The organism is Cytobacillus firmus, from assembly GCF_023715565.1.
Taxonomy (GTDB): Bacteria; Bacillota; Bacilli; order Bacillales; family Cytobacillaceae; genus Cytobacillus; species Cytobacillus firmus_C.
On record NZ_JAMBOJ010000182.1, the window covers coordinates 1 to 270 of the forward strand.

Below are 270 nucleotides of genomic sequence, written 5' to 3' on the forward strand. Positions count from 1 at the left end.
CCCTTTCACGGCGGTAACACGGGTTCGAATCCCGTAGGGGTCACCATTTTGGAGGATTAGCTCAGCTGGGAGAGCATCTGCCTTACAAGCAGAGGGTCGGCGGTTCGATCCCGTCATCCTCCACCATTATTTTTAATTAATACTATTATCGCGGGGTGGAGCAGTCCGGTAGCTCGTCGGGCTCATAACCCGAAGGTCGCAGGTTCAAATCCTGCCCCCGCAATCCGGTCCGGTAGTTCAGTTGGTTAGAATGCCTGCCTGTCACGCAGG

Annotated in this window: 2 tRNA genes; both read left to right on the forward strand. The window is 55.2% G+C overall.

The features are described from left to right. Positions 1-50: 50 nt before the first annotated feature. Positions 51-126: transfer RNA gene (locus tag M3205_RS25400), tRNA-Val, on the forward strand. 23 nt (positions 127-149) lie between these two features. After that, positions 150-223, forward strand: a tRNA-Met gene (locus M3205_RS25405). Positions 224-270 lie beyond the last annotated feature (47 nt).